The organism is Pseudomonas sp. SID14000 (assembly GCF_002165135.1).
Taxonomy (GTDB): domain Bacteria; phylum Pseudomonadota; class Gammaproteobacteria; order Pseudomonadales; family Pseudomonadaceae; genus Aquipseudomonas.
The window spans coordinates 240,441-264,384 of the sequence record NZ_NFZQ01000004.1; the positions used below are offsets into that span (position 1 = coordinate 240,441).

Below are 23,944 nucleotides of genomic sequence, written 5' to 3' on the forward strand. Positions count from 1 at the left end.
CTCACGTTCTGGGTCAAAGCAACCGGGCTCCAGGCCAACGGCCCTGCTCCACCAGCTCCCGAGCGACCTCCTGCAGTACGATCCGTGTGGCCAGCGCGGCCGGCGAGAGCTCGTCATCGGTCAGGCTGACAATCACATTGCGACGTTGTGCCTGTGCTTCATCGATGGCAAACACGCGCAAGCCCGCCTGATGCGCCCGGGCCACCGTCGCGCCGGGCTGGATGGTGGCGGCATGGCCCGCACAGACACAATCCATCAACAGCGACAGACCATCGACCTCCATGACGATGCCGGCCTCAAGCCCGGCCCGTTCGAAAATCGAGCGCAATGTCGTGCGCAGACCATGCTGCGCGCTGGGCATCACCAAGGGGAGCGTCGCGATCTGTTGCAATGTGAGCGATTCGCCCCACTCCGCCTTGACCAGCGGGCCGGGAACCAGCACGAACAGCCGCTCCGTCAGAAGCGCCCGGACATCCAGCCGCGGCCCCGTCTCTGCCTGGAACAGCACCGCCAGGTCAAGGTGTCTGCCATTGAGTTGGTTCATCAGATAACCAGACAACATTTCCACCAGGTGCAGACGGATGTCGGGGTAGCGCTCGCGCATCCTGTCAATCAACGCCAGGCCTAGAATCGATGCGGTGGTCGGTGCCAACCCCACGCTGGCATAGCCGCTCATGCGGCCGCTTTGTGCTGCCATGACAGCATGCTCCGCCTGACGAAGCGCCAGGCGCGCATGGTATTCGAAGGCCAGGCCCGCCGCCGTCGGCGAGACGCCAGTGCTCGAACGTGTCAAAAGCCGGGTACTCACCTCGCTCTCCAGCTTCGACAGCTGCTGGCTCAATGCCGAGGCGCCGACCCCGAGCTCGACCGCCGCCCGGCCAAGACTGCCGTACTCCAGAACACTCAGGAAATAGCGAAGCTGACGTAACTCCATATAACTCTCTTTCAACGATGGGGGCCGGTCCTTGAGCATGTTAAAGGTATTTGCACAGGGTGGGCGGTCAAGCCTTGATCGACAGGACGCTACGGTGGAACGGACTGGCCCGCCCTCATAGAACTGCACATGACTCATTGAATTGACAGGGTACGCGGACTGCTTGCGAATTCAGTTCGCCAAGCGTCAGCGCAGCCCAAAAGCTGGGCGATCTCCTACAAGGCCTTCTTTTCGTCTGCAGGAATCAATCTGGCAGGCCTTGCAATACATGCGAAAAATCGTATATTTGAAAAACCATATATATCAAGCACGAACAGCAAACGCCGAGAACTGCCATGACTGACTCGCTGACCCCGACCCAGGTCTTCAAATGCCTCGCCGACGAAAACCGCGTTCGGATGATGCTGCTGATCGCTCGCGAGCAAGAGCTATGCGTCTGTGAGCTGATTTGCGCCCTGGAAGAAAGCCAACCCAAGATTTCCCGCCACCTGGCACAACTGCGCACCTGCGGCCTGCTTGAAGACCGCCGGCAGGGCCAGTGGGTTTACTACCGCCTGCATCCAGAACTGCCCACCTGGGTACGCGATGTCCTGGTGACAACGCTGGAGGCCAATCGCGAGTGGCTGAACACCAGCGCCAAACGACTGGACACCATGGGTGACCGCCCTCAGCGTGTCGCTACCTGCTGCTGACCACTGCCGAAAAAAAACACGGCATTTCTCGCATTGCCTTTCGAACAACTGGATGCCACCCAGCTCAAGGCCGAGCTGGCATGCATCGGAACGCTCAGACGTTCAGGGAGATCCACCATGAGCAAAAGCCGACTTTCCTTCCTCGACCGCTACCTGACGGTCTGGATCTTTTTGGCGATGGGCCTTGGCATCGGGCTGGGCAGCCTGTTCCAGGGGTTGCCGGTATGGCTGAACAGCTTGTCGGTGGGCTCGACGAACATCCCCATCGCGATCGGCCTGATCGTGATGATGTACCCGCCATTGGCGAAGGTGAAATACGAGGAGTTGCCCCAGGTCTTCAAGGACAAACGCATCCTCGCCCTGTCGCTGATTCAGAACTGGGTGATCGGCCCAGTGCTGATGTTCGGGCTGGCGGTCGTATTCCTCTCCGACAGGCCCGAATACATGACCGGCCTTATCCTCATCGGCCTGGCACGTTGCATCGCCATGGTGCTGGTGTGGAACCAGATCGCCGGCGGCAACACCCAGTACGTGGCCGGCCTGGTTGCCTTCAACAGCATTTTCCAGATTGTGTTCTTCAGCGTGTACGCCTGGATTTTCCTGGGGCTGCTGCCCCCGCTGTTCGGCCTGGAGGGCAGTGTTATCGAGACCAGCTTCCTCGATATCGCCCAATCGGTGCTGATCTACCTGGGTATCCCGTTCCTGGCCGGTTTCCTGACCCGCAAGATCCTGATCAGCAGCAAGGGCGCAACCTGGTACCAGGTGCAATTCATTCCCAGGATCAGCCCGCTGACGCTGGTGGCGTTGCTGCTGACCATCGTGGCCATGTTCAGCCTCAAAGGCGACATGGTCCTGCAACTGCCGCTGGATGTGCTGCGCATCGCCATCCCGCTGACCATCTATTTCGTGGTGATGTTCTTCATCAGCTTCTGGATGGGCAAGCTGCTGGAGGCCGACTACCCCCGTACCACTGCGCTGGCCTTCACCGCGGCAAGCAACAATTTCGAACTGGCCATTGCCGTGGCCATCGCCACCTTCGGCCTTGCCTCACCGGTCGCCTTTGCCACCGTCATCGGGCCTTTGGTGGAAGTGCCGGTACTGATCTCGCTGGTTGGCGTGGCCTGGTGGCTCAAGCGTCGCTGGTTCGATCAGGCATCCGCTGCCTTGTCCCAGGAGTAGAACCATGACCGAACACGCTATCCCCAACATCGACAGTGAGCTGATCGACCTGCCATCCGCCGAGAAACTGGCGATTGCGCAGCAGTCCACCCACAAACCACGCATCCTGCTCTTGTATGGATCGACCCGCGAACGCTCCTTCAGCCGTCTGCTGACGGAGGAAGCAGCCCGCCTGCTGGAGCACTTCGGTGCCCAGACGCGTATCTTCAACCCGTCCGGCCTGCCATTGGCGGATGATGCGCCCGACGACCATCCCATGGTCAAGGAGCTGCGCGACTTGGTGCTGTGGTCGGAAGGCATGGTCTGGTGCTCGCCGGAACGTCACGGCGCGATGACCGGTGTATTCAAGTCGCAGATCGACTGGATCCCCCTGAGCATGGGGGCGGTGCGGCCGACCCAGGGCAAGACCCTGGCAGTGATGCAGGTTTGCGGCGGTTCGCAGTCGTTCAACGTGGTCAACCAGCTGCGCGTGCTGGGCCGCTGGATGCGCATGTTCACCATCCCCAACCAGTCGTCAGTGCCCAAGGCCTACCTGGAGTTCGACGAAGCGGGCCGCATGAAGCCGTCCCCGTACTACGACCGTGTCGTCGATGTCATGGAAGAGCTGGTGAAGTTCACCCTGCTGTTGCGCGACCGCGCCGACTATCTCGTCGACCGCTACTCCGAGCGCAAGGAGTCGGCCGAAGAGCTGTCCAGGCGTGTCAATCAACGATCCATCTGAAGTCACAACTTGAGAACAGGAACATGGCAATCAAAGTAGGCATCAACGGATTTGGCCGTATCGGTCGCTTGGCGCTACGCGCGTCCTGGGATTGGCCAGAATTCGAGTTCGTCCAGATCAACGACCCGGCCGGCGACGCCGAGACCCACGCCCACCTGATCAACTTCGACTCGGTCCACGGGCGCTGGCATCGTGAAGCCGGGGCACAAGGCGACTCGGTGGTGATCGAGGGCAGGCGCATCAACGTCACCGCGAACAAGGCGATCGCCGACACCGATTGGTCGGGCTGCGACCTGGTCATCGAGGCCAGCGGCAAGATGAAGTCGGTAGCCGTGCTCCAGGCCTACCTGGATCAGGGTGTCAAACGCGTGGTGGTCTGCGCTCCGGTGAAGGAGAAAGGTGCGCTGAACGTGGTGATGGGCGTCAACCAGCACCTGTTCGACCCGGCGCAACACCGTATCGTCACCGCCGCTTCCTGCACCACCAATTGCCTGGCCCCGGTGGTCAAGGTGATTCACGAAAACCTGGGCATCCGCCACGGCTCGATCACCACCATCCACGACCTGACCAATACCCAGAGCATCCTTGATACGCCGCACAAGGACCTGCGTCGCGCCCGTGCCTCGGGCATGAGCCTGATCCCGACCACCACGGGCTCGGCTACCGCAATCGCCGAGATCTTCCCTGAACTGCGCGGCAAGCTGAATGGTCACGCCGTGCGGGTACCGCTGGCCAACGCCTCGCTGACCGACTGCGTGTTCGAGGTGGCGCGCGAGACCACGGCTGAAGAGGTCAACGCGTTGCTGAAGGCGGCGGCCGAAGGCCCGTTGAAGGGCATCCTGGGCTACGAGGAACGACCATTGGTGTCCATCGACTACCGCACCGACCCGCGGTCCTCGATCATCGATGCGCTATCGACCCTGGTCGTCAATGGTACCCAGGTGAAGATCTACGCCTGGTACGACAACGAGTGGGGCTATGCCAACCGTGCAGCGGAACTGGCCCGAATGGTCGGCATGACGGAGTAGACGGCAATCATGAAGGCGTTGTCAGCCCTGTCTGTGGAAGTGCGTCAGTACCTGCTGGTTACCGGCAACTACTGGGCCTTCACCCTCACCGACGGCGCGTTGCGCATGTTGGTGGTACTGCACTTCCATTCGCTGGGCTACACGCCGCTGCAAATCGCGGCGCTGTTCCTGTTCTACGAAGTGTTCGGTGTAATCACCAACCTGGTGGGCGGCTACCTTGGCGCCCGCCTGGGGCTCAACCGGACCATGAACATCGGCCTGGGCATGCAGGTCCTGGCCTTGCTGATGCTCACGGTACCGGCAACCTGGCTGACAGTACCCTGGGTGATGGTTGCCCAGGCGCTGTCCGGTATCGCCAAGGACCTGAACAAGATGAGCGCCAAGAGCTCCATCAAGCTTCTGGTGCCAGACAGCCAGCAAGGCACCCTGTACAAGTGGGTCGCCATCCTGACGGGCTCGAAAAACGCGCTCAAAGGCGTGGGCTTCTTCCTTGGCGGCGCCCTGCTCGCCCTGCTCGGCTTCACCTTGGCGGTGCTGGTCATGGCGGCGGTATTGGCAGTGATCTGGGTTGGCAGTCTGATCCTGCTGAAGAAGGACCTGGGCAAAGCCAAGGCCAAACCGAAATTCCGCGACATGCTGTCCAAGAGCCGCGCCATCAATATCCTCTCGGCCGCACGCCTGTTCCTCTTTGGCGCCCGTGACGTCTGGTTCGTCGTGGCGTTGCCGGTGTACCTGAGCACGACTTTTGGCTGGGACTTCTGGCTGGTCGGCGGCTTCCTGGCTGCATGGATAATCGGCTACGGCATCGTTCAGTCGTTTGCCCCCCACATCACCGGCAAGACGCGCGGCCATGTGCCCGACGGTCGGGCGGCTTGCAGCTGGGCGATCGCCCTTGCCGGGCTGCCTGCGCTCATCGCCCTGGGCCTGTCGGCAGGCTGGTCGGCCGAGGTGGTGCTGCTTGGCGGGCTGATGCTGTTCGGTGTGCTGTTCGCCGTGAACTCGTCGCTGCACAGCTACCTGATCGTCAGTTATGCCAAGGAAGACGGGGTATCGCTGGATGTGGGCTTCTATTACATGTCCAACGCGCTAGGGCGGCTGGTCGGTACGCTGCTTTCCGGCTGGGTATTCCAGGCTTGCGGGCTGGAAGCCTGCCTGTGGATCTCCACGGTCTTCGTTCTGCTGGCAGCCCTGATTTCAATTGCACTACCAAGGCATGCCACCGTGGTCGAGCCTCGCTAGCCCCCGCCAGGACGGACGTTCACGGCCGCCCTGGTGATCCTGTTACCGACACCTCGGGCAGCTTGAACCTCCACGCTTTGCCAAGACCTCTCCCCGCTTGCAAGAACGCCAGCTGTTGGCACTGCTGTCGTGCGGCCGCGCGAGCCCGATCAGCCCGGTCCCTGTTGGCCAGAGGTGGGTTGACCCTCACCCTACGTAAGCCCTCAAACTTGCTGACGGATGAATAACCGGAGCCAACGCCAGCGGGAGAAGATTCAGAAACGCACAAGCGGATCGTTCGTGCTTTGCAAAATGAACCGAGCCGTTTACAAGGCACATGGCTGGCACCTGACATGCCGGCTTTTCTGGAGAACTTTGTAGCAGCCTTGATGGGTTGTATCGGGTCTAACTAACCACTTGGAATGCTGCGCCGATAGATGCTATCAGGAGATCTATGAGTATCGTCCCACCTCTATTTCTTCAGGTTGGAGCCCTCGCCCAACGCTGTGGCACCACCGTTCGCGCCCTTCACCACTATGACGCCATCGGTTTAATCAAGCCCACCAGCCGTACTGATGCTGGTTATCGGCTGTATGACGAAACTGCGGTGCTGCGTGTTAAAGCGATCCAGACTCTGCAAGCCTCTGGGTTGTCCTTGGAGCGGATTGGCCAGTTGATGGCCAAACCTGCCCATGAGCGTACAGGTCTCATCGCCGAGCGCATGGCGCGTATTGATGAGGAAATAGCAGTAATGGCCCTGCATCGAAGTCGTCTGGCAGAACTTGCTGCAGGACTATCAACAGGATTTTTTAGCGAAGAACCGCCTTGGCCCGGAACCATGGCCCTACTTGAGCGCTACCGTGCCGAGTTCAGCGAAACAGAGTTGCTTGAAGTCTTTCATCGTTGGGTGGAAGTACGAAATCGCTTTGACCGCTTGGTGCACGAAGTCCGCAAAGCCTTGCGACTGCGGTTGGACATCCAGAGCGCTAGAGTGCAGCGACTGGCTGCACGCTGGATGGATGCTGCAATGGTGTGGATGGCTGGCGATGTGCATCGGATACGACGCTGGCGCGCAATTCACGAAAGTGGCGACCATTGCCTGACACATACTGGCTTGGACACACAAATTCTCAACTATATAGGCTCAGCTGTGAAGTTGCGCATGGCGGCGCTGCGTCGTCATCTCAGTGAGGAGCAAATCAGTCGTCTGGACAAGACCCTGGACCGAGAGTGGGCAGCATTGAGCATTCGTGCAAACCGTCTGCGCAAGGCCGGCGAGCGTGCCGACCCTGGCGCTGTCCAGGAGATCATAGATCAATGGCAGGCCCTGTTGCGTCGCATGAGCCAAGACGATGAGGTATTAGCGCGGAAAGTCCTGGCAGCCTATGACGCCGAACCATTGTTACAGATCGGCCACGCTGTTCCGCCAGCTGTACGCGAGTGGCTGATACAACAGCAACACTTTCGTGCTTGAGACTCCCTTTCGCCACAGCCTGCATTGATCGAACACGCATGAAGATGATGTCAAATACCAGACGTAAGCGTCATCACCCTATCTGATGACATACCGTCAACTGTTGATAAAGCAAGACTGTCAGAGAAACCTGAACGCATACCATACTGCACAAGGGATATGGCCCTCGATTCTATGATGATTTTGGTTAATGAACGGCGTCTACCATTTCGAATAGGCAGTCGGCCTGTTTACTCAGGAATACACGCAGGCATTGGCTACAGCCGGGTCGGCGACGACGAGCGCCCAATACAGGTGCTTAACGGAGGCCAGGGGTTCATGTACAAGCCGCGGACCAAGCGGCTTGCCAGGGACCTGGCTCGCATCGCAGCAACATTGCCCGAAGGAAGTAGCTTCGTATTGTGGAACTATCCCGATTCGCCACCGTGCAGCCTGAACCAGCTGTCCCAACATCTGGGCGTCGCTATGAGCACCCGATATCCCCAAGGGGTCTCGCTGCTCGGAATATCCTTTGGCGGGGTCGTTGCCGCCCGTCTATCGGCACTGATGCCCGGCCATTTCGGCAAGCTTGTCCTGATTTCGAGTGCTTTAGGGCTGTCCGATTCCGGCCAGCACATCGTCAGGTCACAAATCGAGGCAGTAGCCAAGGAGGACACCAAGGCGTTGCTTGGCACCTTCGCGAACATCTACCGATCTCGCTGGCGCAACATTCGCTTTGCTCTGTTTACGCGCCTCGTCGGGCCATGGCTCGGGCGTTTCCTCAATGATCCCGCCACTGTTCAGGCATACCTGGAGCTGTTAGAGACAGCTCACGAAGACCTCGTTATTGATCAGTCTGGCACCCCGACCCTGATTTTGGGGGGCCGTGACGATCAGATATTCGGCGAGAGGATGATGCAAGATGCCATACGCAGCATTAAACACGCCGAGCTGGTGTTGATACATGGAGAGACGCACATGCTTGTGGTTGAGCGGCCGGACAAAGTACGGGCCGCTCTGGACTGCTGGCTGTAGGGGAATGCGTAAAGCCTTCAGGGTTAGCATCTGTTGAACGTATGTAATGGGTACAGGCGGTGTGAAAACGCGGTAAACACATCGAAAACTGAGAGTCGCGCGGGAGCTTACTTGCCCCCACTTGCATTCGGTCTGCCCCCAATTGCATCGGTTTTGACCTGCACGATTCGAAGCCACAAGTTCGGCAGGCACTTGCATCTGTCATAGCAGCTCGGGGAATGCAGCACCAAGCAGGCCGGGATCCTTCAGGATCGATGCGCTGCTGGCGATATCCGGGGCCAGCCAACGGTCCTGGGCATAGGCCGGGACCCGCTCGCGCAACAACCGCCAGGCGACGTTGGTACCTGCGCCAAAGCGCTGCTCCTTGAGGAACTCGAATGCCTGGGCTGCCAACAGGTATTCGATGGCGAGGATCTGCGTACAGTTCTCCAGGGCGCGGTGCAGTTTCAACCCGGCATTGGTGCCCATGCTCAGATGATCCTCCTGCAGGCCGGAGGTGACGTAGTTGTCGACGACTGCCGGTTGTGCCAGTTGACGGTTCTCTGCACACAGTGAAGCGGCCACGTACTGGACAATCATCATGCCCGAATTCACACCCGGTTGGCTGACCAGGAAGGCCGGCAAGCCGCTGACCAACGGGTTGATCAGGCGATCGAGACGACGCTCGGCAATCGCCCCGATCTCGGCCACCGCGATTGCCAGCAAGTCGGCCGCCATGGCCACGGACTGGCCGTGCGGATTCGCCTGGGAAACCACCCGATACGACTCGGGTGTACCCAGCAACATCGGGTTGTCGGTCGTGGAGTTGAGTTCGGTTTCGATCTGCCGCGCAGCGTGTTCCAACTGATCGCGCGCGGCGCCATGAACCTGCGGAATCGAGCGAATGCTCAAGGCGTCCTGGGTGCGAATGCCATGGCTGCTGGCAATGATTTCGCTGCCTTCGAGCAGGCGACGCAGATTACTGCCCACGCGCTGCATGCCGGGGTGCGGTTTCATCGCGATGATTTCAGGGTCGAAGGCATCGAGCTGGCCGCGCAGGGCCTCGAAGCTCATGGCGCTGATAACATCCGCCCATTGGCTCAACCGCGTGGCGTCGTCCAAGGACAGGCAGCTCAGGCCAGTCATGCAAGGGGTACCGTTGACCAGGCACAGACCATCCTTGGCACCCAGTTTGACAGGCGCCAGGCCGACCTCGGCCAAGGCCTGCTGCGCCGGCACGATCTGGCCGCGATAGCTGACCTGGCCGACGCCCAGCAAGCTGATGCTGATATGTGCCATGTGGGTCAGATACCCCACCGATCCCTGTTTCGGGACCTGCGGGGTGATGTGCTGGTTGAGCAAGGTCAGCAGCGCCTCGACCACTTTACGCTGAAGGCCGGAACGGCCCTGGCAGAAATTGATGATCGCCGCGCACATTATCGCCCGGGTCTGTTCGTCCGACAGCGCTGTACCCACGCCACAGGCATGGCTGAGCAAGGTGTTGTGCGACAACTGGCTGAGTTGTTCGTCCTGCAACGAGACATTGCACAAGGCGCCAAGCCCGGTGTTGACGCCATAGGCACGGTCACCGCTGGAAACGATGCGCTGGACAATCGCCTGGGCGTTTTCGATCCGCGCCCAGGCCGATGGGGCCAGCTCAAGCTTCGCGCCATGCCGGGCCACAGCCACCACCTCCTGCCAACGGATTGGCGCGTCGGCGATGATGATTTTTTCGGCAAACGACATACACGCGGTTCCTTAAAGCGAAGCTACGCGACGCTGCACGAAACGATCTACGTATTCGTCCGCAGGCTGGTAGAGGATTTCTTGCGGCGTGCCGACCTGGACCAGGCGACCGTCCTTGAGAATGGCAATCCGGTTGCCGATACGTACCGCTTCGTCCAGGTCGTGAGTGATGAAGACGATGGTTTTGTGCAGGGTCTTTTGCAGTTCCAGCAACTGGTCCTGCATTTCGGCGCGAATCAGCGGGTCGAGCGCACTGAAGGCTTCGTCCATCAGGATAATGTCGGTATCGGCAGCCAGAGCACGGGCCAGGCCGACGCGCTGACGCATGCCGCCCGACAACTGGTGCGGGTAGGATTTTTCGTAACCCTTGAGGCCCACGGTGTTGATCCAGTGCAGGGCACGCTCTGCGCACATGGCCTTGCTCTCGCCACGGACTTTCAGGCCGTAAGCGACGTTGTCCAGCACGGTACGGTGCGGCAACAGGCCGAAGCTCTGGAACACCATGCTGATCTTGTGCCGGCGGAATTCGCGCAGGGCTTCCATGTCGTATTGCAGAATGTCTTCACCATCGACCAGGATCTCGCCGCTGGTCGGGTCGATCAGTCGGTTGAAGTGACGCACAAGGGTCGACTTGCCCGAGCCCGACAGCCCCATGATCACGAAGATCTCACCGCTGCCGATGGACAACGAGAGATCGTTGACGCCGACCACGCAGCCGGTTTCGGCCAGGACCTGATCCTTGGCTTTTTTCTGGCGGATCAGTTTCAGGGCATCTTCGGCGCGAGCGCCGAATATCTTGAAGACATTCTTGACTTCGATCTTGTTCATCGTCTGCTTGGCGCTCATTTGCCCACCCCATGCCGTGGTCGGCCATAGGCCTGGGTAATGCGGTCGATCACGACCGCCAGAATCACAATGGCCAGGCCTGCTTCGAGGCCGCGCCCCACATTCAGGGTCTGGATGCCGACCAGGACGTCTTCACCCAGGCCACGGGCCCCAATCATCGAGGCGATGACCACCATCGACAGGGCCATCATGGTGGTCTGGTTGATACCGGCCATGATGCTCGGCAACGCCAGTGGTAGCTGCACGCCGAACAGTTGTTGCATGCGATTGGCACCGAAAGCATTGATCGCCTCCATGACCTCGCCATCCACCTGGCGAATGCCCAGATCGGTCAGGCGGATCAGTGGCGGGGCGGCATAGATGACAGTGGCGAAGATCGCCGGCACCTTGCCCAGGCCGAACAACATCAGTACCGGAATCAGGTACACGAAACTGGGCATGGTCTGCATGATGTCGAGCAGCGGCATCAACACCGCCCGCAGGCGATCGCTGCGTGCCGAAAGGACACCCAGCGGAATGCCGACCAGGACCGATATCAGTGTTGCTACCAGCATCAGCGCCAGGGTCTGCATCAGCTTGTCCCAGAGACCGACCGCACCAACCAGGAAGAGCAAGCCGACGATCACGGCAGTGGTCACGACTTTACGGGTAGCATGCCAGGCAATACCTGCGACGATCGCCAGCATCAGCCACCAGGGCATCGTGCGCAGCAGGCCTTCGAGGTTGACGATGGCCCACAGCAGGGTGTCGGAGATGTGCCGGAACACGTCACCGTAGTTGGTTACCAGCGCATCGACCCAGCCATTGACCCAGTCGGCAATGGAAAACGTGAAGTTCTTGGGAAACATGGGATTCTCTCGAGCAAGTGTATGAAGCGGACTGTCATGCGCCTTATCCGGCAGGAGCCGGACGCGTTCACACGCTCAGAGTGCCGCGTCCACTTTTTTGGCTGCGTCTTCGCTGACCCAGCTATGCCAGACCTCGGGGTGCTCCTTGAGGAACAACTTGGCCAGTTCTGGCGACTCGATACGATCTTTGCTCATGCGCGCCAGGTTCTGGTTCAGCAGATCGATCGGCAGATTGACCTTTTCCAGCACCGCCACCAGCTCGGGCGCCTGCTCATGGAAGGCCTTCGACAGGCCCACTTTGATGGTCAGGGTTTTATCCACGCCTGGCTTCTCGTCCAGCTTGACCAGGTCGACCATGCCCATCAGCGGCGTCGGCGACCAGTAGTAGAACAGGATCGGCTCGCCACGCTTGTAGCTCGACAGTACGGCGGCATCCAGTGCCGGGCCGGTGCCCGGGCGGAAGTTGGTATAGGTGCTTTCCAGGCCGTAGCGCTTGAGCATCTCGCTATTGTCCAGCTCGCAGGTCCAGCCGGCCGGGCAATTGTAGAAGCGCCCCTTGTCGGGTTCTTCCGGGTCCTTGAATACCTGGGCATATTGCCCCAGATCGGCGATGGTCCTGAGGTTCGGTGCCTTGGCTTCGAGTTTGCGCCTGGCATCGCCTTCGATCACATAACGCGGCACATACCAGCCTTCGACCGCGCCAACGACCGGCGAGCCGACGCCAACCACCTTGCCGGCAGCCGCAGCCTTGTTCCAGACCTCGCTGCGCCCCACCCACTCTTCGGCAAACACCTGGATATCGTTGCTGCTCAGGGCGTTCTCCATGGAGATGGAGTTACCCGGCAGGCTATCGGTATCACAGCCATAACCATTTTTCAGCACGAACTGCATCACATCCGTGAGCAGCATCCCGCTTTCCCAGTTCAAACCAGCGAATTTCACCGGTTTGCCAGACTCGCACCAACCGGCCGCCTGGCTGGTGCCAGCGGCCGCCAGCAGCGCGAAAGATAGTGTCGTGGTCAGCAGAGCCTTTGTAGTTTTCATTGTGACGCTCCCAAACAAGAACATGGATTGCAGTAGTCGAGGGCATCCGGCCCAAAGAGGGTCGCCAAACTGACTGATGAGCCTTGCTATCGGCATCGGCGTGGTACCTGTGATCGGTGGCCACTGCGTAGGAGAAATATTTCACAACCTCAAAAAAGGATAAAATAATATGTCCTGATGTATCACAACGGAAAAACCTATGAAGTTCACACTGCGACAACTTCGCTATGCGCTCGCAGCGGCCAAGCACGGTAACCTGACGACTGCCGCCATGGAGCTTCATGTTTCACAACCCTCCATTTCGGCGGCGATCTCCGAACTGGAAGAGGTACTGGGCCAATCGATTTTCGTACGCCAACGTGGCCTCGGCATATCGCTGACCCCGTTCGGTCGTACCGTCATGGTCCAGGCCCGTCGCGTTCTGACAGAGGCTCGGACCTTTGCCGAGATCAATGCCAATGCTGGAGAGTGTGTCGGAGAATTGGTGGTCGGATGTTTTGAAGATCTGGCGCCCTATTGCCTGCCACAAATTGTGCGGCGGATGCAGGAGTCCTGCCCAAGGGTCACTGTCGATATGCGCGAGGGCAGCTTCGATTATGTTGGCAAGCGGCTGAGTGAGGGGGCGATAGAGCTGGCAATCACCTACGATCTGGGTTTACCACCGAACACTCAATGCACTCAGTTGTGCCAGCTGACTGCTCAGGTACTGCTGTCGGCCGATCACCCGTTGGCCAAGGCGTCGCGCGTCAGTCTCAAAGCGCTATCCGAATACACCCTGGTAGTCACCGATCAGGTCCACAGTTGGCAGCATGTGTTGGATCTGTTCAGCTTTTACGATCTCTCACCCGCCGCTGTGCACCGTGTGCGCACTTTCGAGTTGCAACGTAGCCTCGTCGCCAACGGGTTTGGAGTGGCGCTGATCTATACCCGGCCATTTGGTGACCGTAGTTATGATGGTCAAGCGCTGGTATGTCGGCCGACCGAGGAGAAATTGCCAACGCACAGCATCGTACTGGCGCATGATCAGCGCTATCCGCTGACGCCTTCGGCTGAGGCGTTCAAGGAACTGGCGGTGGCATGGTTCGCAGAACGGCCGTCGTTTGCATCCGAATGAACAACGGGTACGGAAGCGCCTATGAAAGAGACATTCCAGGGAAGCTGCTTGTGCGCAGCGGTCACTTACGTACTGCTCGTCCCGCCAAAAGCAGTGAGCCATTGTCATTGCAGCCAGTGCCGCAAAGGTCATGGGGCCGCATTTGCTTCGTACGGCAGCGTTCCACGCAGCATGCTGCGAATACTTCGCGGCGCCAGCAGCATCAAGGCCTTCGCTTCATCACCGACGGTAGTGCGCGAGTTCTGCGCTGAGTGCGGCTCGACCTTGTTCTGGTCACGCCTCCAGGGTGAGTTTGCTGACTGGACTTCGATAGCGCTGGGCACGCTCGATACCCCGTTCTTACCCAGGAAGCAGAAACATGTTCACATGGACTCCGCAGCCCCCTGGTACACCCTACCCACTCCCCTCCCCCCAGTTGAATGACTTTGATGGGAGCAGAAATTCTTGAACGGATACTAGCCGCTATCGGAACTTGCGAAGAGCGCTGAACCGGTATTTGTCTGGCTGGCCGCAACTATCGCTGCCAGCCCTCCTGATGGGCTTTTAGCGCTGGGATCAGTCGTCGTGACGGTGTTTGCGCCAGCCATAATGATGGCCACGGTCATGGCGGTGACGGCGCCAGCCACGATCGTCGTCATCGTCGTCGTAATCACGGTAGCGGTGCCCACTTTCATCGTCGTAATCCCGGCCCATGTGGTTGCCCAGGGCACCGCCCACACCGCCACCGGCTGCTGCGCCGATCATGCTGCCAGTGGTGCCGCCCATCTTGCGACCTACCACGTTACCGCCAGCCGCACCCAGTGCGCCGCCGATGGCCGCCTCGCCACGGCTGTGCTTGTCGGCGCCTACCGCACTACCGGCCGCACCACCCAGGCCTGCGCCGATTGCCGAGCCGGTGCTGCCGCCGATCGACTGGCCGACGACCGAGCCCAATACTCCACCCAATGCGCCACCTATACCTGCTCCGGTATTGCCGCCGGCCGACGCAACGCCGCTCAGCAGGCCAAGGGACAACAAGAGAATCGAGGAGTACTTCATTTGTAAAAGCCTCAAAGAGATACGGACGCGATCCTGAGGCTCTGGACAGCGGCTTACAACGGAAATCCGACGAATGACACGACTTGGAAAAATTCTCCAAGCCACTGTTTTTTCAACGAAACTTCGGGGATTTTCGATGGTCTGAGGCTGGTTGAAACAGGCCTTGCCAGCAAGCCCACGGTCTGAAATGGCGTGGCCGACTGGGCAAAGCTGGTTTGCAATGCTGGATTCTTGTTCATTGCTTTACGCTCGGCTTGAGCACGGTTGAGCCTGGCAGTGCCGCCAAAGTTTCTTTCGGCCGCGAGGCGACCAACCTGCAAGGCCATGACTCATTGATTTAGCAGGCCCCTGTGGGAGCGGCTTTAGCCGCGAACACCGGCGCAGCCGGTGCCATGCGCCGCGGTGGATTCTTCGCGGGCAAACCCGCTCCCACAGGCTATCTATGCGGGCCGCTTGCGAATTCAGACCGGGAGCCGCTGATGATGGCCCTGCAACGCCCATGCAACTGGCCACGCCCGGCTCAACGTTTGCGCGGTGTTTCATCCCGTGCTGTTTTCTGCGCAGTAGAATCATGCGAAGTGCCAGTTGAACCATCAGGACGCTGTGCATCATTGTCCCGTTCCTCTTCACCCTGGGTTCCGCTGCGAGGTGACTGCGATTCTTTGTTCATCTCCCCTCCTAACCCTTGCTATGTTCAGGCGAAGACGGCCCGGTACCGCGTTTGATTCCACGCGGCCCTAGCACACCCCAGATGGCCAGGCCGAAAACAGGCAGCGCCAACAGCAACAGTGCCCACATCGCCTTCGTCACATCGCGCTTGTCACTGCGAAAAACACTGATGATGGCCCACAGGTCGACCAACAGAATCATCGCCGCAACAACGATCCAGAAATACGTCACAGGCTCGGTCATGATCGCTTCTCCTCTGCATGTTCCGGCAGCAGCGCGTGGTGCGCACCGCCACCCTCCTACCAAGAGGAAGCCAGCAGATGGAACAAAGTTCAGGAAGCTTTCCCCGCCATTGATGGGTGGCGCGCGTAATGAACCAATCCCGCAAGGAACACGTCCACCACAAAACAACGCACGAGTGACTGGCCATGTCGACCGACCCCGTATGCGAGGCCCTTGATTACCTCAAGACCCACAAGCTGCTGCTGACCACCGCAGAATCCTGCACGGCCGGCGCCATGGTTGCGCTGCTGGCGGCAGTACCCGGAACCGGAGAGGTGCTGGAAAGCGGCTACGTGGTGTACTCGCCAAGCGCCAAGAAACGCCTGCTCGGCGTCAATCCCCAGACTATCGAACGCTACGGCCTGACCAGCGAGCCCGTAGCCTGGGAGATGGCGCTTGGCGCCTTGAAAGACAGCGACGCCACCGTCGCCATCGCCAGCACGGGTGTCGCCGGGCCGGAGCCGCAGGATGCCATCGCCCCAGGCACCGTGTGCTTCGCCTGGGCATTTGCCGGCGAGCCCCAGGCCGTGTTCACTCGCAGCCAGCGTTTTTTTGGCGAGCGCACGGAGGTCATCCGCCAGGGTGCGCTCTACGGGTTGTCGCACCTGGCCCATTACCACCAACGCTGGCTGCGCGGTGAGCGCGCCTGAGGGGGCTGCGAGCATGGACGAAGAGGAGCTGGTTTCAAGGCACCATCCCGTCGAGGAAGACATGCGGATGCAGCAGCGGGTGTGGCGTTTCGAACGGGTCGGATGGTATGCCCTGGTGCTGATCGTGCTGCTGGCCCTGGCCGGGTTGTTCGGCAACGGCCCGCTCAGTGACGCACAGGTCTCGAGTGAAGACGGCCGGGTGCAGGTGGACTATCAGCGCCTCAGCCGCAGCGGCACCACCGACAACCTGCGCATCACGGTTCGCGGTATCGCAGGGGAGCCGGTGACGTTGTTGCTCGGCGGCACCCTGCTGCGCGAAGCCAGCATCGAAACGCTGCAACCAGAGCCGCAAGCATCGCGTTCCCATGGCCAGTCGCTCCTGCTCCAGCTGGGTACCAGCAAAGAGGGGATCGCCACCCTTTATCTGACCCTGCGCAGCGAATACGTCGGCACACTCGAAGGTGTTGTCAGGGCTGGTCCGAGCAGCACAGTGCATTTCTCGACCTTTCTTTACCCCTAGGAGTGCGACATGGACTCCATTCTCCGTGCAGCAGGCATGTATATCGCGCTGATGCTGCTGTTTCGCGTGGCTGGCAGGCGCTCGCTGGCCGACCTGACCACCTTCGACTTCGTCTTGCTGCTGATCATTGGTGAAGCGACCCAGCAGGCCTTGCTGGGCGAGGACTTCTCATTCACCAACGCCATGCTGGTGATCGCTACGCTGATCGTTCTGGATGTCGGCCTGTCACTGGCCAAGCTCAACTCCAGGCGCCTGGCCCGGCTGGTCGATGGCCACGCGACACTGGTCGTGGATCAGGGGCGCTTTCTCCACCACCGAATGCGGCGGGCACGGCTGACCGAAGACGACATCCTCGAATCAGCTCGGGACAGCCAGGGCATTGAAAGCGTCGGGCAGATCAAGTTCGCCATTGTCGAGCGCAACGGCAAGATCTCGATCATCCCGCAGGAGTGACCCTACCTGCCGGGTGCAAGGCAGCTGCGGCCCGGTACGTTGATCATCCGCTTTGAACCTTGTCGCACGCACCTTACTCCATCGAAGGCAATCGTGATTTTTGCAACCCTGAAGAGGTGTTTCATGAACGCTATCGAACTGCTGATCCAGGATCATGAGCTGGTGAAAAAGCTGCTGGAGGAACTCTCCACTACCACTGAGCGCGCGGTGAAGAAGCGCGCCGAGTTGCTCGAACGCATCAAGCAGGAAGTGACCATCCACACCGCGCTGGAAGAAGAAATCCTGTACCCCGCCATCAAGCAGGCTGGCGGCAAGGAAGAGGCGAAGATGTATTACGAAGCCAAGGAGGAACATCGCGCCGTCGACTCGCTGGTGCTGCCGGACCTGCTGCAAACCGAGACCGGTACCGTCGAGTTCGCCGGGCGAGTCAAGGTCATGAAGGAGCTGCTGGAACACCATATCGAGGAAGAAGAAAGCGAGCTGTTCCCGACCGCCCGCAAGCTACTGGGCAAACAGGAACTGGACAAGCTCGGACAGGCCATGGAGGCGCAGAAAAAGCTGCTCAAGGGCGAACAGCGTGCCGCGTGATGGAGGACTGGATCGACTTGCTTGACTGGCCGGCCATGGCTCTGACGGTGCTTGCCGCCTGGTGCATCGGTTCGCGGCGCCCTGGCCGGCGCAAGCTGGGTTTCTGCTGCTTCATTGCCAGCAATGTGCTGTGGGCCATCTGGGGGTGGCAGGCGCAAGCCTGGGCGCTGATCCTCCTGCAGGGCTGCCTGTGCGCCATGAACCTGCGCGGGTGGAAGAAAAACACGGCCATGGAACACCCACGGCCAGCCAATCCCTACGGAAGGAGGCAAGCGTCTCATGAGTGATCGCATCATCGCCTTGTTCACCGATACCACCCTGTTCGGAATATCCGTGCTCAACCTGTTGCTGGCATTGACGGTAGCCTTGCTGACCTTCCTCGTGGCGCGGGGGGCCATCAGCTTCGTGCAGCGGCGGGTCAGACGCTGGTCCGAACGTGACGGCGGGCTAAGCCAGGTGCTGACCAAAGTACTCGCCGGGACCAGCAATTTTCTGCTGTTTCTCGCCTCGCTGCTGGTGGGCCTGAGCATGCTCGACCTGCCCGAGCGCTGGCTGAGCCGGGTCGGTAGCCTGTGGTTCGTGGTCGCGGCATTGCAGATCGGGCTATGGGCAAACCGCGCCATCGGCCTGGGCCTGAGTCGCTACTTCGCCCGGCACCGCACCGACGGGTTGAACCCGGGCAGTGCGCTGGCCACCCTGTCGGCATGGGGTGCGCGGGTGCTGCTCTGGTCAGTGGTGCTGCTGGCGATGCTCTCCAACCTGGGCGTGAACATCACCGCCTTCGTCGCCAGCCTGGGGGTCGGCGGTATCGCTGTTGCACTGGCCGTGCAGAACATCCTCGGCGACCTGTTCGCCTCGTTGTCCATCGCCGTGGACAAGCCGTTCGAAGTGGGCGACTTCATCGTCATCGGCCCGCTGGCCGGCACGGTGGAACACGTGGGCCTGAAGACCACACGCATCCGCAGTCTGGGCGGCGAGCAGATCGTCATGGCCAACGCCAGCATGATCAGCAGCACCATCCAGAACTACAAACGCCTGCAGGAACGACGGATCGTGTTCGAGTTCGGCCTGTCCTACGACACGCCAACCGAAGCCGTGAAAAAGGCGCCCGCCATTGTCGAGGACGCGATCAAGGCGCAGCAGCAGGTGCGCTTCGACCGTGCCCACCTGCGCGGTTTCGGCAAAGAGGCGCTGGAATTCGAGTGCGTCTATATCGTCCAGGACCCCGGATACAACCTGTACATGGACATCCAGCAAGCGATCAATTTCCACCTGCTCGAACGCTTCTCGAAGATCGGTGCCAAGTTCGCCGTACCGGTACGCGCGATCAAGGTCACGGCGTTGCCAGAAGAATCAAGGCGTGGACCTCAAACCATTCAGGTGGGATGACTCATCCCCTTGCATACGCGCTTCACGCATTTCGTCGATCCCACGGCACGGCCACGGACGCTGCTGGCCAAACAGTAGGTGACCAACCAGCAAAGGAGTATCACCGTGAAGATCATGAAGCCTCATGCGCTGCTGCTGGCGCTGTGCCTGGGTGCCAGCGCGCCTGTCGCCCTGGCGGCCACTGACATCAACGATCAGCGGGCGCCCAGCACGCAGACGCAGGACGGCCAACCTATGAATGGCCAGGGCGGCGCGACCGGCTCCGGAACACCGGGAGACGCCATGGGTACGGGGTCTGGCGGAACCGATCGCAATGATACCGACAAGACCGGAGGCGATGGCACCACCAACGGATCTGGTAGCAGCACCGGCAGCGGGACCGGGGGCTCCGGCGGCTCGGGCTCAGGCAACGGTTCCGGTAGTTGAAAGCTGTCGCCCGCCTGAATGAACGTCAACGAGGGCCCGCGCAACAGCACGGGCTCACTCCCGCTCGAACAGCGCTAAGTCCGCCGACGCCGCGCGCTCAGCTCGATCCAGACAGGTGCGTGATCGCTGGCCTTGGCTTCGTTTCGCACCCACGCATCGACACCCGCCCGTTTGAGGTAAGGCCCGGCGTCGGGGTTGAGCAGCAGGTGGTCGATGCGTAACCCGGCGTTGCGTGCCCAGTGGTTACGGAAATAATCCCAGAAGGTGTAGATGCGTTCGTCCGGATACAGATGACGAATGGCATCGACCCAGCCCTGCTGCAGCAGTTTCTGATAGCACTGGCGTGACTCGGGCTGCAGCAGTGCATCCTTCAACCAGGAGCGTGTGTCATAGATATCCATATCGGTAGGCACGACATTGAAATCGCCTGCCAGCACCGTGGGATGGCCACTGCCATATAACGCTTTCGCATGCTCGATCAGGCTCTCGAACCAACGGAGTTTGTAGTCGAATTTCGGCCCGGGTTGCGGGTTGCCGTTCGGCAGATACAGGCATGCCACCAGCACACCCTGCACCGCAGCTTCCAGGTAGCGGCTCTGGTTGTCGCCCTCCATGCCTGGCAGGCCACGGCGTACTTCCAGTGGTTCGCTGCCTCGGGCCAGAATGGCCACGCCGTTCCACGAAGGCTGCCCTTGGTAGAGGCTGCCGTACCCCGCCGCTTCCAGCGCCTGGTGAGGAAACTGCTGATCCGTCGCCTTGAGCTCCTGCAGGCAGGCAATGTCTGGCCTTTCCCGCTCCAGCCAGGCCAGCAGCGCCGGTAGTCGGCTGCGAATGCCGTTGATGTTGAACGTGGCAATCTTCAGCGTTTTCATGCGTCGGGGTCGCTCACATGGGCCTGCACGGCATCTTCCAGGGCGCGCACATGGGCATCATCGGCCAATGCCTTGAGCGCCAGCCAGTCGTCCCAGTCGATGGCGCCATCGTCGCGCAGGGCCTCGGCGGTGCGAAGCAGTTCATGGTGGTAGGCATCCGGTGACTCACGGCGGTAACTGATGTCGTCGTACTGAGCGTACCAGGCCTCGAGCTCGGGGATGCTGCGTTCAATGCTCATGACGAAGCCCTCACGGTGTCCTTTGCATTAAGAGCCCCATCACGCAGCGGCGTTCAAATTCAACGCCACGGGCCAGTCTTGTATGGCCATTGTTGAATTACTGAAATTTCTCGACTGCCTGTTCCGGCCCTTTCGCGGGCACGCCCGCTCCCACAGGCCTTGTGCAAGTTCTGCATACCGTGAAGATACCAGGTAGGCTGCTCTGTGGCGCAGAGAAACAAAATCGCTCGTTTGGCGCAGCCTTTGTAGGAGCCGCCAAGGCGCTGCGCATGAACAAGCTCGCCGCGAACCAGGTTTCCCGGTTCGCGGCGTCATTGAAGCATTACTCAAGCATTCAGGTAGGAATGCCTGCCAGTCGCCAGACAGGCGCTTGAACCGGTTCGGCCTGGCTACGGTTGCGCGCCCACTGGGTCAGGGCAGCCATCAGGGCAAAGCCGAGCACGATCATCACCGGATAGGCCAGCAGCAACTCGGTCAGCGAGTATTTCCAGGCCAGTGGCCGGCCGACGCCCAGCATCGCCGCATACAGCCAGGACACACCCGACAGTGCACCGGAGAACAGTGCGAACATCCGCACGCCAAAATTCAGGTCGAGCAAGTTGCCCGCTTTGAGCAAGGCAGGCAATACATAACGATGCAACAACATACCATTGAAGGTCAGCAACATGACAATAATGACCTTCGCTTGAAGTTTTGGATTGGCAAAATAGTTCATACCTTTATCAAGGTAGTCAATTCCAATCACTGCGGCGCCCGTGAGCCACAGGAATATCAGGGCATTGGCCACGGACTTCTGCAAGCGCGTCATATGCTGACTGTCATGCCCGGCCCCTTTATGACCTTTCAATAAGTTCCTGACCATCTCGGCGTCACTGGCGAATACCAGGCCGATGGCAATGCAACAGGCCAGCAAATGAACGTAAATCACCGACAACCGCACCAGCTCCATGGATTCTTTCTGCCCGAACAGGCTAATAATTGTATTAATCTCCACGACGTTTTCTCCACGTAATGCGTTAGCGCTAGATGACCTTGCAATAGGCGTGCGAACGCTTTAATCGCAGCGGCAAGACCAAATTCAAATCGTTAATTGAAACAGCAGATCGTTATTCGTTATTCGTTATTCAATGCACACGGTGACTCACCCGAAGAGCCTCGGTTGGGCATGGCACTTCTCCATTTATCCAGGAAAATAAAAGCCCCATGAGCATCCCTGCGATGCCGATGAGGTTGAACGTCCATAAGTTCTGGGGAAAGGCGCGAGGTGCAATCACATTGAATGCACCTGCTGGCAAATAGGAGTCAGCGTCGCCCAAATCGTTCATTTCTCAAGCAAAACGACCGACAGGCGGTACACTTAGTCAACTTAGTTAGTTTGCTAAGTTGTTATAATTTGACCGATTGGAAAGTTTTCACGGCAACTGGATCCAAACTTCACAAGCGGCTTTGAATGCTCTACTCCGCTGTTTCGCAGTTCTCGTTTTGCGGCTGGCCGTGTCTGAAGTGCCATCAGTCAGGCCAAAACAGCCCCATTCCGATCGCCAGGCGCAGCCAACGACCCGTCTGTCGCCTTCAGCCTGCCAGCACCCGCAACTCGCCCTGGGTGCTGCCAGGCAGCACAGATGCCGTCAATGAGTGCCCAACGCCGCTGACGCCAGGTGCCCCGGCGCCTCCTCATCGATCTGCGCCAGGCTCAAGCGCGATGTCTCGCGCAACATCAGCGAGCACACCGCGACCAGTGCCAGTGCCCCCGCGCCATACAGCGCCACGCCCAGCGGGTCATGGTCGGTGAAAATCAGGATTGCCGTAGCAACGCTCGAGGCGGTACCGCCACCCAGCGCGGCGCCGACCTGATAGCTGGCCGAGATGCCCGAATAGCGCATGCTGCGCGGGAACTGCTCGCCGAGGAAGGCCGGGATGGGCCCTTGGGTCGCGCCCATCAGCAGGCCGGTCAGGCTGTAGGCGCACAAGGCGATGGCGAAGCTCTTAATGCCCACCAGGGAAAAGAACACGAACAGCCCCAGGGCCATGGCCACTGCGCCGAAGCTCATCACCGTGCGCCGCCCCAGGCGGTCCGACAGGTAGCCGAACAATGGTGCCGACAGCACGATGGCGACCGACAGCGCCAGGTCGAACATCAACGCCTCGGTACTGCCGAAGCCCACCTGCGTGGCGTAAGTCAGGAAGAAGGTGCTGCCGATATAGGCGATGGTGCAGTAACCGAAAGCGATCCCGGTGCACAACAACAGCTGCCGCGGACGCTGGCGCAGGGCCTCGGCCAACGGCGCACGCACGGGCTTGGTCAGTGGCGCAGTGGCCGCTGCCGGCGCCTTCAGGCGCGCGTACAGGCCGATCAGCACCAAGGTACCACCCAGCCAGAACGGGATGCGCCAGGCGAAATCGACCAGGTTGTCGTCGAAGGCCGCGCTGACGATGGCGAACACTCCAGCACCGAGGATGCCCCCCACGCCGATCCCCATGCTGGTGAAGCTACCCCACAACCCGCGCCGCCCCGCTGGCGCAGACTCGATGCCGAACAGCGCGGCGCCCCCCCACTCTCCACCTGCCGCAAAACCCTGGACCAGGCGCAGCAGCACCAGCAGGATCGGCGCGACCACGCCGACGCTGGCATGGCCGGGCAGGCAGCCGATGAGGAAGGTACTCATGCCCATCAGCAGCAAGGTCGCGACCAGTACCTTCTGCCGGCCGATGCGGTCACCGAAGTGGCCGAACACCAGCCCTCCCAACGGTCGGGCAAGAAAGCCCGCACCGAAGGCGCTGAAGGCCACCAGCGTGGCGGTCAGGTGGTCCATGTGCGGGAAGAACACCTGGGGAAACACCAGTGCAGCGGCAGTGCCGTAGATGATGAAGTCATAGAATTCCAGCGCCGTCCCCAGGCCGGAGACGCAGAAGGTTCGCAAGGCGGAGCGGGATGACGCAGGGTGGGAATGGTGCGCATGCATTGTTGTTGTTCTCGTTCG

29 protein-coding genes are annotated in these 23,944 nt (G+C 60.2%); 16 read left to right on the forward strand and 13 right to left on the reverse strand.

Annotated features, from left to right (window positions below):
* Positions 1 to 13: 13 nt before the first annotated feature.
* Positions 14 to 934: a LysR family transcriptional regulator gene (locus CAY82_RS08005; RefSeq protein ID WP_087500736.1), complete on the reverse strand. Its 921-nt coding sequence runs from the start codon at positions 932 to 934 to the stop codon at positions 14 to 16.
* 335 nt (positions 935 to 1,269) lie between these two features.
* On the opposite strand from CAY82_RS08005, the gene CAY82_RS08010 reads away from it, so the two are divergent.
* From CAY82_RS08010 to CAY82_RS08040, 7 genes are all read left to right on the forward strand, one after another.
* Positions 1,270 to 1,626: a metalloregulator ArsR/SmtB family transcription factor gene (locus CAY82_RS08010; RefSeq protein ID WP_087500737.1), complete on the forward strand. Its 357-nt coding sequence runs from the start codon at positions 1,270 to 1,272 to the stop codon at positions 1,624 to 1,626.
* Between the two features lie 117 nt (positions 1,627 to 1,743).
* Complete coding sequence (gene arsB, locus CAY82_RS08015; protein WP_087500738.1) at positions 1,744 to 2,805, forward strand: ACR3 family arsenite efflux transporter; 1,062 nt, start codon at positions 1,744 to 1,746, stop codon at positions 2,803 to 2,805.
* Positions 2,806 to 2,809: 4 nt separating this feature from the next.
* The gene (gene arsH / locus CAY82_RS08020; protein WP_087500739.1) at positions 2,810 to 3,526 is read left to right on the forward strand and encodes an arsenical resistance protein ArsH; all 717 of its coding nucleotides are present in this window, start codon (positions 2,810 to 2,812) and stop codon (positions 3,524 to 3,526) included.
* A gap of 23 nt (positions 3,527 to 3,549) precedes the next feature.
* Positions 3,550 to 4,554, forward strand: coding sequence for an ArsJ-associated glyceraldehyde-3-phosphate dehydrogenase (locus CAY82_RS08025; RefSeq protein ID WP_087500740.1), 1,005 nt, complete (start codon positions 3,550 to 3,552; stop codon positions 4,552 to 4,554).
* Positions 4,555 to 4,563: 9 nt separating this feature from the next.
* The gene (gene arsJ / locus CAY82_RS08030; RefSeq protein ID WP_087500741.1) at positions 4,564 to 5,793 is read left to right on the forward strand and encodes an organoarsenical effux MFS transporter ArsJ; all 1,230 of its coding nucleotides are present in this window, start codon (positions 4,564 to 4,566) and stop codon (positions 5,791 to 5,793) included.
* 433 nt (positions 5,794 to 6,226) lie between these two features.
* Complete coding sequence (locus tag CAY82_RS08035) at positions 6,227 to 7,246, forward strand: MerR family transcriptional regulator (protein WP_087500742.1); 1,020 nt, start codon at positions 6,227 to 6,229, stop codon at positions 7,244 to 7,246.
* A gap of 318 nt (positions 7,247 to 7,564) precedes the next feature.
* Positions 7,565 to 8,260: an alpha/beta fold hydrolase gene (locus tag CAY82_RS08040; protein ID WP_170931048.1), complete on the forward strand. Its 696-nt coding sequence runs from the start codon at positions 7,565 to 7,567 to the stop codon at positions 8,258 to 8,260.
* Between the two features lie 201 nt (positions 8,261 to 8,461).
* Here the strand turns inward: CAY82_RS08040 and hutH are convergent, their stop codons facing one another.
* The 4 genes from hutH to CAY82_RS08060 all read right to left on the reverse strand — a co-directional run bounded on the left by hutH (position 8,462) and on the right by CAY82_RS08060 (position 12,723).
* Positions 8,462 to 9,985, reverse strand: coding sequence for a histidine ammonia-lyase (gene hutH / locus CAY82_RS08045; RefSeq protein WP_087500744.1), 1,524 nt, complete (start codon positions 9,983 to 9,985; stop codon positions 8,462 to 8,464).
* Between the two features lie 12 nt (positions 9,986 to 9,997).
* Entirely contained in the window at positions 9,998 to 10,831 is an 834-nt protein-coding gene (locus CAY82_RS08050) for a glycine betaine/L-proline ABC transporter ATP-binding protein (RefSeq protein WP_087500745.1), read from the reverse strand.
* The gene (locus CAY82_RS08055) at positions 10,828 to 11,679 is read right to left on the reverse strand and encodes a proline/glycine betaine ABC transporter permease (protein ID WP_087500746.1); all 852 of its coding nucleotides are present in this window, start codon (positions 11,677 to 11,679) and stop codon (positions 10,828 to 10,830) included. Before CAY82_RS08055 ends, CAY82_RS08050 begins: the two co-directional genes overlap by 4 nt.
* Positions 11,680 to 11,754: 75 nt before the next feature.
* Entirely contained in the window at positions 11,755 to 12,723 is a 969-nt protein-coding gene (locus CAY82_RS08060) for an ABC transporter substrate-binding protein (RefSeq protein WP_087500747.1), read from the reverse strand.
* Positions 12,724 to 12,922: 199 nt separating this feature from the next.
* Here CAY82_RS08060 and CAY82_RS08065 point away from each other — a divergent pair, with 199 nt between their 5' ends.
* Both CAY82_RS08065 and CAY82_RS08070 read left to right on the forward strand, forming a co-directional pair.
* The gene (locus CAY82_RS08065; protein WP_087500748.1) at positions 12,923 to 13,837 is read left to right on the forward strand and encodes a LysR family transcriptional regulator; all 915 of its coding nucleotides are present in this window, start codon (positions 12,923 to 12,925) and stop codon (positions 13,835 to 13,837) included.
* Between the two features lie 21 nt (positions 13,838 to 13,858).
* Entirely contained in the window at positions 13,859 to 14,260 is a 402-nt protein-coding gene (locus CAY82_RS08070) for a GFA family protein (protein ID WP_087500749.1), read from the forward strand.
* Positions 14,261 to 14,392: 132 nt separating this feature from the next.
* Here CAY82_RS08070 and CAY82_RS08075 read toward each other — a convergent pair whose 3' ends face one another.
* From CAY82_RS08075 to CAY82_RS08085, 4 genes are all read right to left on the reverse strand, one after another.
* Positions 14,393 to 14,875: a YMGG-like glycine zipper-containing protein gene (locus CAY82_RS08075; protein ID WP_087500750.1), complete on the reverse strand. Its 483-nt coding sequence runs from the start codon at positions 14,873 to 14,875 to the stop codon at positions 14,393 to 14,395.
* Between the two features lie 53 nt (positions 14,876 to 14,928).
* Positions 14,929 to 15,201, reverse strand: a complete 273-nt coding sequence (locus CAY82_RS25895; RefSeq protein WP_140399091.1) for a hypothetical protein — start codon at positions 15,199 to 15,201, stop codon at positions 14,929 to 14,931.
* A 194-nt stretch (positions 15,202 to 15,395) separates the two neighbouring features.
* On the reverse strand, positions 15,396 to 15,545 hold the full coding sequence (locus CAY82_RS26670) for a hypothetical protein (RefSeq protein WP_170931049.1): 150 nt from the start codon (positions 15,543 to 15,545) through the stop codon (positions 15,396 to 15,398).
* An 8-nt stretch (positions 15,546 to 15,553) separates the two neighbouring features.
* A complete protein-coding gene (locus CAY82_RS08085; RefSeq protein WP_087500752.1) occupies positions 15,554 to 15,787 on the reverse strand; it encodes a PLDc N-terminal domain-containing protein in 234 nt (77 codons plus the stop codon).
* Between the two features lie 185 nt (positions 15,788 to 15,972).
* Between CAY82_RS08085 and CAY82_RS08090 the strand changes: the two genes are divergently transcribed.
* The 7 genes from CAY82_RS08090 (at position 15,973) to CAY82_RS08120 (ending at position 19,852) form a co-directional block, all read left to right on the forward strand.
* Positions 15,973 to 16,476, forward strand: coding sequence for a CinA family protein (locus CAY82_RS08090; RefSeq protein WP_087500753.1), 504 nt, complete (start codon positions 15,973 to 15,975; stop codon positions 16,474 to 16,476).
* 13 nt (positions 16,477 to 16,489) lie between these two features.
* Positions 16,490 to 16,996, forward strand: coding sequence for a hypothetical protein (locus CAY82_RS08095; RefSeq protein ID WP_087500754.1), 507 nt, complete (start codon positions 16,490 to 16,492; stop codon positions 16,994 to 16,996).
* A gap of 9 nt (positions 16,997 to 17,005) precedes the next feature.
* Positions 17,006 to 17,449 carry a DUF421 domain-containing protein gene (locus CAY82_RS08100; RefSeq protein WP_087500755.1) on the forward strand — a complete coding sequence of 148 codons (444 nt, stop codon included), beginning with the start codon at positions 17,006 to 17,008 and terminating at the stop codon, positions 17,447 to 17,449.
* Positions 17,450 to 17,572: 123 nt separating this feature from the next.
* Positions 17,573 to 18,037, forward strand: a complete 465-nt coding sequence (locus CAY82_RS08105; RefSeq protein WP_087500756.1) for a hemerythrin domain-containing protein — start codon at positions 17,573 to 17,575, stop codon at positions 18,035 to 18,037.
* Positions 18,037 to 18,324, forward strand: coding sequence for a hypothetical protein (locus CAY82_RS08110; protein WP_087500757.1), 288 nt, complete (start codon positions 18,037 to 18,039; stop codon positions 18,322 to 18,324). The genes CAY82_RS08105 and CAY82_RS08110 overlap by 1 nt, the downstream gene beginning before the upstream one ends.
* Positions 18,317 to 19,426, forward strand: coding sequence for a mechanosensitive ion channel family protein (locus tag CAY82_RS08115; RefSeq protein ID WP_087500758.1), 1,110 nt, complete (start codon positions 18,317 to 18,319; stop codon positions 19,424 to 19,426). Before CAY82_RS08110 ends, CAY82_RS08115 begins: the two co-directional genes overlap by 8 nt.
* 114 nt (positions 19,427 to 19,540) lie before the next feature.
* On the forward strand, positions 19,541 to 19,852 hold the full coding sequence (locus CAY82_RS08120) for a hypothetical protein (protein WP_256576244.1): 312 nt from the start codon (positions 19,541 to 19,543) through the stop codon (positions 19,850 to 19,852).
* A gap of 74 nt (positions 19,853 to 19,926) precedes the next feature.
* Here the strand turns inward: CAY82_RS08120 and xth are convergent, their stop codons facing one another.
* From xth to CAY82_RS08140, 4 genes are all read right to left on the reverse strand, one after another.
* Positions 19,927 to 20,724, reverse strand: a complete 798-nt coding sequence (gene xth, locus CAY82_RS08125) for an exodeoxyribonuclease III (RefSeq protein ID WP_087500759.1) — start codon at positions 20,722 to 20,724, stop codon at positions 19,927 to 19,929.
* Positions 20,721 to 20,963 (reverse strand): hypothetical protein, encoded by a 243-nt coding sequence (locus CAY82_RS08130; protein ID WP_003257678.1) that lies wholly within the window; start codon positions 20,961 to 20,963, stop codon positions 20,721 to 20,723. The genes xth and CAY82_RS08130 overlap by 4 nt, the downstream gene beginning before the upstream one ends.
* 334 nt (positions 20,964 to 21,297) lie before the next feature.
* Complete coding sequence (locus CAY82_RS08135; protein ID WP_087500760.1) at positions 21,298 to 21,912, reverse strand: hypothetical protein; 615 nt, start codon at positions 21,910 to 21,912, stop codon at positions 21,298 to 21,300.
* Positions 21,913 to 22,591: 679 nt separating this feature from the next.
* Positions 22,592 to 23,926: an MFS transporter gene (locus tag CAY82_RS08140; RefSeq protein WP_087500761.1), complete on the reverse strand. Its 1,335-nt coding sequence runs from the start codon at positions 23,924 to 23,926 to the stop codon at positions 22,592 to 22,594.
* Positions 23,927 to 23,944 lie beyond the last annotated feature (18 nt).

Bases quoted from the DNA above. Each gene is read 5' to 3' on its own strand.
- CAY82_RS08005 (WP_087500736.1), bottom strand. From the start codon at position 934: ATGGAGTTACGTCAGCTTCGCTATTTCCTGAGTGTTCTGGAGTACGGC.
- CAY82_RS08010 (WP_087500737.1), top strand. From the start codon at position 1,270: ATGACTGACTCGCTGACCCCGACCCAGGTCTTCAAATGCCTCGCCGAC.
- arsB (WP_087500738.1), top strand. From the start codon at position 1,744: ATGAGCAAAAGCCGACTTTCCTTCCTCGACCGCTACCTGACGGTCTGG.
- arsH (WP_087500739.1), top strand. From the start codon at position 2,810: ATGACCGAACACGCTATCCCCAACATCGACAGTGAGCTGATCGACCTG.
- CAY82_RS08025 (WP_087500740.1), top strand. From the start codon at position 3,550: ATGGCAATCAAAGTAGGCATCAACGGATTTGGCCGTATCGGTCGCTTG.
- arsJ (WP_087500741.1), top strand. From the start codon at position 4,564: ATGAAGGCGTTGTCAGCCCTGTCTGTGGAAGTGCGTCAGTACCTGCTG.
- CAY82_RS08035 (WP_087500742.1), top strand. From the start codon at position 6,227: ATGAGTATCGTCCCACCTCTATTTCTTCAGGTTGGAGCCCTCGCCCAA.
- CAY82_RS08040 (WP_170931048.1), top strand. From the start codon at position 7,565: ATGTACAAGCCGCGGACCAAGCGGCTTGCCAGGGACCTGGCTCGCATC.
- hutH (WP_087500744.1), bottom strand. From the start codon at position 9,985: ATGTCGTTTGCCGAAAAAATCATCATCGCCGACGCGCCAATCCGTTGG.
- CAY82_RS08050 (WP_087500745.1), bottom strand. From the start codon at position 10,831: ATGAGCGCCAAGCAGACGATGAACAAGATCGAAGTCAAGAATGTCTTC.
- CAY82_RS08055 (WP_087500746.1), bottom strand. From the start codon at position 11,679: ATGTTTCCCAAGAACTTCACGTTTTCCATTGCCGACTGGGTCAATGGC.
- CAY82_RS08060 (WP_087500747.1), bottom strand. From the start codon at position 12,723: ATGAAAACTACAAAGGCTCTGCTGACCACGACACTATCTTTCGCGCTG.
- CAY82_RS08065 (WP_087500748.1), top strand. From the start codon at position 12,923: ATGAAGTTCACACTGCGACAACTTCGCTATGCGCTCGCAGCGGCCAAG.
- CAY82_RS08070 (WP_087500749.1), top strand. From the start codon at position 13,859: ATGAAAGAGACATTCCAGGGAAGCTGCTTGTGCGCAGCGGTCACTTAC.
- CAY82_RS08075 (WP_087500750.1), bottom strand. From the start codon at position 14,875: ATGAAGTACTCCTCGATTCTCTTGTTGTCCCTTGGCCTGCTGAGCGGC.
- CAY82_RS25895 (WP_140399091.1), bottom strand. From the start codon at position 15,201: ATGGCCTTGCAGGTTGGTCGCCTCGCGGCCGAAAGAAACTTTGGCGGC.
- CAY82_RS26670 (WP_170931049.1), bottom strand. From the start codon at position 15,545: ATGAACAAAGAATCGCAGTCACCTCGCAGCGGAACCCAGGGTGAAGAG.
- CAY82_RS08085 (WP_087500752.1), bottom strand. From the start codon at position 15,787: ATGACCGAGCCTGTGACGTATTTCTGGATCGTTGTTGCGGCGATGATT.
- CAY82_RS08090 (WP_087500753.1), top strand. From the start codon at position 15,973: ATGTCGACCGACCCCGTATGCGAGGCCCTTGATTACCTCAAGACCCAC.
- CAY82_RS08095 (WP_087500754.1), top strand. From the start codon at position 16,490: ATGGACGAAGAGGAGCTGGTTTCAAGGCACCATCCCGTCGAGGAAGAC.
- CAY82_RS08100 (WP_087500755.1), top strand. From the start codon at position 17,006: ATGGACTCCATTCTCCGTGCAGCAGGCATGTATATCGCGCTGATGCTG.
- CAY82_RS08105 (WP_087500756.1), top strand. From the start codon at position 17,573: ATGAACGCTATCGAACTGCTGATCCAGGATCATGAGCTGGTGAAAAAG.
- CAY82_RS08110 (WP_087500757.1), top strand. From the start codon at position 18,037: ATGGAGGACTGGATCGACTTGCTTGACTGGCCGGCCATGGCTCTGACG.
- CAY82_RS08115 (WP_087500758.1), top strand. From the start codon at position 18,317: ATGAGTGATCGCATCATCGCCTTGTTCACCGATACCACCCTGTTCGGA.
- CAY82_RS08120 (WP_256576244.1), top strand. From the start codon at position 19,541: ATGAAGCCTCATGCGCTGCTGCTGGCGCTGTGCCTGGGTGCCAGCGCG.
- xth (WP_087500759.1), bottom strand. From the start codon at position 20,724: ATGAAAACGCTGAAGATTGCCACGTTCAACATCAACGGCATTCGCAGC.
- CAY82_RS08130 (WP_003257678.1), bottom strand. From the start codon at position 20,963: ATGAGCATTGAACGCAGCATCCCCGAGCTCGAGGCCTGGTACGCTCAG.
- CAY82_RS08135 (WP_087500760.1), bottom strand. From the start codon at position 21,912: ATGGAGCTGGTGCGGTTGTCGGTGATTTACGTTCATTTGCTGGCCTGT.
- CAY82_RS08140 (WP_087500761.1), bottom strand. From the start codon at position 23,926: ATGCATGCGCACCATTCCCACCCTGCGTCATCCCGCTCCGCCTTGCGA.